Here is a 5,221-nt window from a genome sequence, read left to right as displayed (position 1 = left end):
CGGCCGGCGGGCCGGCGGCCGGCGGGCCGGCGGCCGGAATCGGTGCCCGGTGATCGGCGCCCCGTACGGTCGTCCGCCGGATCGCCACGCCGGTGCCTCACCCGGCCGGCCCTCTCCGGATGGCCCGCGCGCGCCCGTCGTCGGAGGGTCGAAGCAGGATCGGTGGGCCGGGTGTGCCCGCCGGTCGTCCCATGGACCGGCACGCCGCCCCGCCGCCCGAGCGGCGGCGAGCCGACCGGCAGGGACGGGGAACGGTCAATCCATGCGCTCGGTCCGTTCCCCGCCCCGTCGAACGCCGCCTGTCGAACGCCGCCTGTCGAACACCGCCTGCCGCAGGCCGTCTCTCCTGCCTGCCGTCGACTCCCCGTGCGAGCGCGGCCGTGCTTGCCCTTGGAAACCGATCGGTTTACGGTTGAGGAAACCGATCGGTTTCCAATTTTGGAGGCGTTCATGACGTCGATCAAGAACTCTGTCGCGCTGGTCACCGGCGGCAGCCGCGGCCTCGGCAAGGCGCTGGTGGAGGAGCTGTACGCGCGGGGCGCCGCCAAGGTGTACGCCACGGCCCGCGACCCGCGCAGCGTCACGCATCCCGACGCCGTACCCCTGGCGCTGGAGGTCACCGACCCCCGGTCCGTCGAGGCCGCGGCCGCCCGCGCACAGGACGTCACCGTCCTCGTGAACAACGCCGGCATCTCGCTCGGCGCGCGCTCCTTCCTGGACGCGCCGGTCGACGACGTACGCCGCGAGTTCGAGACGAACTTCTTCGGGCCGCTGCTGGTCGCCCGGGCCTTCGTCCCGATCGTCGAGCGCAACGGCGGCGGGCACCTCCTGAACGTCCACTCCGTGCTCTCCTGGATCGGGGTGGCCGGCTCCTACAGCGCCACCAAGGCGGCTTTGTGGTCGCAGACCAACTCGCTGCGCCTGGAGCTGGCTCCGCGGGGCATCGGGGTGACCGGGCTGCACGTCGGCTACATCGACACCGACATGGCCGCCGACGTGGACGCGCCCAAGTCCACCCCGCAGGGCGTCGCCGCACTCGCGCTCGACGGCGTGGAGGCGGGGGCGTACGAGGTGCTGGCCGACGACCTCAGCCGGCAGGTGAAGGCCGGGCTTTCCGGAGACCTGGCGGCGATGTATCCGCAGCTTGCGGCCTAGCCCGGCCGCCGTCGGGCGGCCGCGCACGGCTCCTCGCCTTCATCGACACCGCGGGCGAGGCGGATGATGCGCCCCCGTCACGGCCGATGCGGGGGCCGCTCCCGGACCGGCTGGCCGGGATGTACGGCGGCCCCGGGGCCGGTGAGCGTCAGAAGTGGGTGCCCCCGTCGACGCGGATCTCCGTTCCGGTGATGAACGCGCCGTCCCGGGAGCCGAGCATCGCCACCACGGACGCCACCGTCTCGGGGCCGGCGAACCCCTGCCCGAGGGCGGGGGAGAGCTTCGCGAACAGCCGCATGTCGGCGTCGGCGGGCAGGCCCGGTCCGCTGCTCTGCCCGCTGGCGCCGCTGCCGTCGGTCATGCCGCTGGAGATGGAGCCCGGCTGGACGGCGGTGAAACGGATGCCCCGGCCCGCGTACTCGGCGGCGAGGGCGTGCGTCATCGACTGGATGCCGCCCTTGCTCGCCGCGTACGCCGCCATGTAGGGGTGCGCGAACACGGCCGAGGTCGAGCTGAAGTTGACCACCGCCGCGTCCCGCCCGGCGAGCAGTGCGGGTATCGCCTCGCGGACAGCCAGGAAGGTGCCGACGAGGTTCACCTGCAGGATGCGGGTGAAGTCCGCGAGGCTCGTCTCGTGGGTGTGCGAGGAACGCAGGATCCCGGCGGCGTTGACCAGCACGTCCAGGCCGCCGAGCGCGCCGATGGCGGCGGCGACGCCCGCGCGGACGGAGTCCTCGTCGGCGATGTCCACGACGAGGGTGGTGAGGCGGTCCGCATGCGCGGCGGCCTTCTCCGCCGTGTCCCGCAGGCCGCGCTCGCTCACGTCGGCGGCCACCACGGTGCCGCCCTCGGCGAGGATGCGCAGCACGGTGGCCTGGCCGATGCCGGAACCGCCGCCGGTGATCAGAGCGCGGCGGCCTTCGTAGCGGTTCATGAGTTCTCCTGCCCGGCCCGCCGCTGACACGGCGGGGTGTGTGGGACGCCGGTTCCCTTGCCGTTCGGCGCGCCGTTGCCTTCACGTTACGCCGAGGTGGCACGTTTTGCCACATCGGCATTGCATGTCTCCATCCCGCTCCGGGCCGTACCCTTCTCGGGTGAGCACCAAGCCGTCCTCCTCGCTGACCGAGCGCCGCAAGGCCGCGACCCAGCTCGACATCGCCCACGCGGCCGCCGGGTTGTTCGCCGAGCGGGGGCCGGACGCGACCACCGCGGAGGAGATCGCCCGGCACGCGGGCGTGGCGCTACGGACCTTCTACCGCTACTTCCGCTCCAAGCAGGACGCGGTGAGCCCGCTGCTCGCGGCCGGGGCCGACCGCTGGCGGGCACTGCTGGAGGCGGCCGACGCCGCCTCGGGGCTCTCCCGTGCCCTGGAATCGGCGGTGGAACGGTCGTTGGCGGCGCCGGACGAGGAGGCGGCCGAGGCGCTGCTGCGGACCCGGGGGCTGCTGCGGGCGGCGGCCGGCGATCCCGCCCTGCGGGCGGTCTGGTACCGGGTGAACCAGGAGTCCGAGGAGCGGCTCGTCCCGGTCGTCGCCCGGCTCGCCGACGGGCGACTCGAAGCGCTGCAGGTGCGCCTGGTCGCCGCGGCGGCCACGGACGCGGTCCGCATCGCGCTGGAGACCTGGGCCGGCACGGAGGCCGGCGTCACCGGCGAGGGCTCACCGGCCGCGCTCGCGCTGCGGTGCCTGCGGCAACTCCTGGGCGGAATGGACGTGTTGCCGTCGGCGTCCGACGACGGTGCACAGGGCTCCTCCCCGGCTGCACCCGCCCGGCCGGCCAAGACCGGGGACGCCACGTAGGACCAGGCGGCGACGGGCTGCATAGCCGAGCCGGGCGGCCCGGCGGGCACCGGCGATGCGGGCGGGCCACGTGTCCCGGCCGGGGCTTCCCCACCCCGGCTCCGCCCCTGCCGACCGTGCCCCTGCCCCGGCTCCGCCCCCTGCCGACCGTGCCCCTGCCCCGGCTCCGCCCCCTGCGGTCCGTGCCCCTGCCCCGGCTCCGCCCCCCCGTGGTCCGGGCCCCGCCCCCCGGTTCCGCTCCAGGTCGATTGTCAGTGGGTGCCCCTACCGTGAGGAGCAGTTGAGGACCCGCTGGAACGGCCGCGGGTCTGCCTGGGGGAGGGGTCTGCCATGTCCACGGCGTCCGCGGTGTCGACGACGTATCTGGAGCTGTCGCAGGAGGGCGGCGGCGCCCACAAGTTCTACGAAGTGACCGTCGACGGCCAGGTGGTGACGGTGCGGTACGGCAGGATAGGCGCCGACGGGCAGACGCAGACGACGACCTTCCCCACCGCGGAGAAGGCGCGGGCCGCCGCGGCGAAGAAGGTCGGCGAGAAGGTCCGCAAGGGGTACGCCCGGGCGGTCCGGGGGCAGCGTGCGCCCCGTGCGGTGACCCGCCGTCAGGTCAGTTCGGCGCCCTCCACGACCCGTGCCGCGGCGCCGGTGCTGTGGCGGTTCCGCACGGGTTCCGCCGCGTTCGGCATCCATGTGGACGACGACCGCTGCTGGGTGGGCAATCAGGCCGGTGACGTCTACACGCTGGACCACGAGGGCGCCGTCCTGGCCCACTTCGGCCTGCCCGACGGAGTGAAGTGCCTGGTCGCGGACGACTTCTGGATCTACGCCGGCTGCGACGACGGCAAGGTCTACGACCTCTCCTCCAAACTCCCCTTCGCCGCCTACGACATCGCCACCGACGTCGACATCTTCTGGCTGGACATCCACGAGGGCGTCCTGGACGTCTCGGACCGCGAGGGCCGGCTCACCGTCATCGACCACGAGGACGAACACCAGTGGTCCCGCCGGAGTCCGGGCGAGCACGCCTGGATGGTGCGCGCCGACGACCGGGCCGTCTACCACGGCCACCACCGGGGCGTCACCGCCTATGCGCCCGACGGCGGCCGCGAGCTGTGGCACACCCCCACCAAGGGCGGCGTGCTGTTCGGCTGGCAGGAGCGGGACGCGGTGTACGCGGGCACCGCGCACCGGGTGGTCCAGCGGCTGTCGAAGCGCACCGGCGCCATCGAGGCCACGTACGCCTGCGACGACGCGGTGTACTCGTGCGCCACCTCGCCCGGCGGCCGGTTCGTCTTCGCCGGCGACGCGGCCTCCTCCGTCTACTGCTTCGACCAGGACGGCAGGCGGCTGTGGAAGCTCGGTACGGGCAGCGGCTCGGCCCTGTCGATGCAGTACCGCGACGAGCGGCTGTACCTGGTCACCACCGACGGTTCGCTGGTCTGCGTCGACGCGAGCGAGGCGGCCGTCTCCGCCGCCCAGCAGGGCACGGTCCCCGTGGCGCGGGACGTCAAGCTCGCAGCCGCCCTGCCGACGTACGCTCCGGCCACCGCCGTGGCCGCGGTGGCCACGGTCACCCAGGCGCCCGCCGGGGCCGTGGTGGTGGAGTGCGTCCAGGAGGCCGGCCGGCTGCGCGTGCACGTCCTGTCCGACGGCTACGACGCCTCCTGGAACGTCCAGTTCCCGCGCGCGATACGCCACCCCGGCGCCCGTTACGTCGTCGACGCCCTGCACCCTGCGGCGGGCGGCTTCTACCGGGTCCGCGGCGACATCCGCCGCCTCCTCTGACATCCCCACGCGCAAGACCCGCGTCACTTGTGACACCCCCCCGCGCGAGTGCCCACGCCTCCTCGGACGCCCCCGCAGGCGAGGCCGTACGTGACCACGGACGCCCCCGGTCACCACGGACACCTCCGTGGGCGAGGCCCTACGTCACCACGGACGCGCCCGCGCGCGAGGCCCTACGTACGTCACCACGGACCACCCCCGCGGGCGAGGCCCTATGTCACCTCACGTCGCCCTGCGCGGTGCCACCGAGCGCGAGTGGGTGAGGAGCCGGCCGTCCGGGAGGCCGTCGTCGTCCGTGGAGGAGCCCCCCGAGGAGCACCGCACGGCGGGTGGGTTCGGGGGCCACGGGCCCTCTCCTTCTCTGTCAGGGCGGAGCCGGGCCGGTGGAAGGAGTCCGGGACGGGGGCCGGCCGCGATCGAGCCGGCCCGCCGGGCCGCCTGCCGGTACGCCGGGCCGCCTGCCGGTACGCCGACCGGGACGTCCC

The 5,221-nt window shown here is 74.4% G+C and carries 4 protein-coding genes; 3 read left to right on the top strand and 1 reads right to left on the bottom strand.

The window, feature by feature from the left end; genetic code table 11:
• Nucleotides 1–450 precede the first annotated feature (450 nt).
• Nucleotides 451–1,155: an SDR family oxidoreductase gene (locus tag GT045_RS10055; protein ID WP_161293918.1), complete on the top strand. Its 705-nt coding sequence runs from the start codon at nucleotides 451–453 to the stop codon at nucleotides 1,153–1,155.
• 148 nt (nucleotides 1,156–1,303) lie between these two features.
• Here the strand turns inward: GT045_RS10055 and GT045_RS10050 are convergent, their stop codons facing one another.
• Nucleotides 1,304–2,089: an SDR family NAD(P)-dependent oxidoreductase gene (locus tag GT045_RS10050; protein WP_161333950.1), complete on the bottom strand. Its 786-nt coding sequence runs from the start codon at nucleotides 2,087–2,089 to the stop codon at nucleotides 1,304–1,306.
• Nucleotides 2,090–2,249: 160 nt separating this feature from the next.
• Here GT045_RS10050 and GT045_RS10045 point away from each other — a divergent pair, with 160 nt between their 5' ends.
• Together GT045_RS10045 and GT045_RS10040 are read left to right on the top strand one after the other, a co-directional pair.
• The gene (locus GT045_RS10045) at nucleotides 2,250–2,954 is read left to right on the top strand and encodes a TetR/AcrR family transcriptional regulator (protein ID WP_161333949.1); all 705 of its coding nucleotides are present in this window, start codon (nucleotides 2,250–2,252) and stop codon (nucleotides 2,952–2,954) included.
• A 330-nt stretch (nucleotides 2,955–3,284) separates the two neighbouring features.
• A complete protein-coding gene (locus tag GT045_RS10040; protein ID WP_161333948.1) occupies nucleotides 3,285–4,736 on the top strand; it encodes a WGR domain-containing protein in 1,452 nt (483 codons plus the stop codon).
• Nucleotides 4,737–5,221: the final 485 nt, after the last annotated feature.

Source organism: Streptomyces sp. SID486 (assembly GCF_009865385.1).
In the GTDB taxonomy this organism is placed as follows: Bacteria; Actinomycetota; Actinomycetes; order Streptomycetales; family Streptomycetaceae; genus Streptomyces.
Note: the sequence above shows the minus strand (reverse complement) of the source record. Positions and strands in the feature narration are given on the sequence as shown.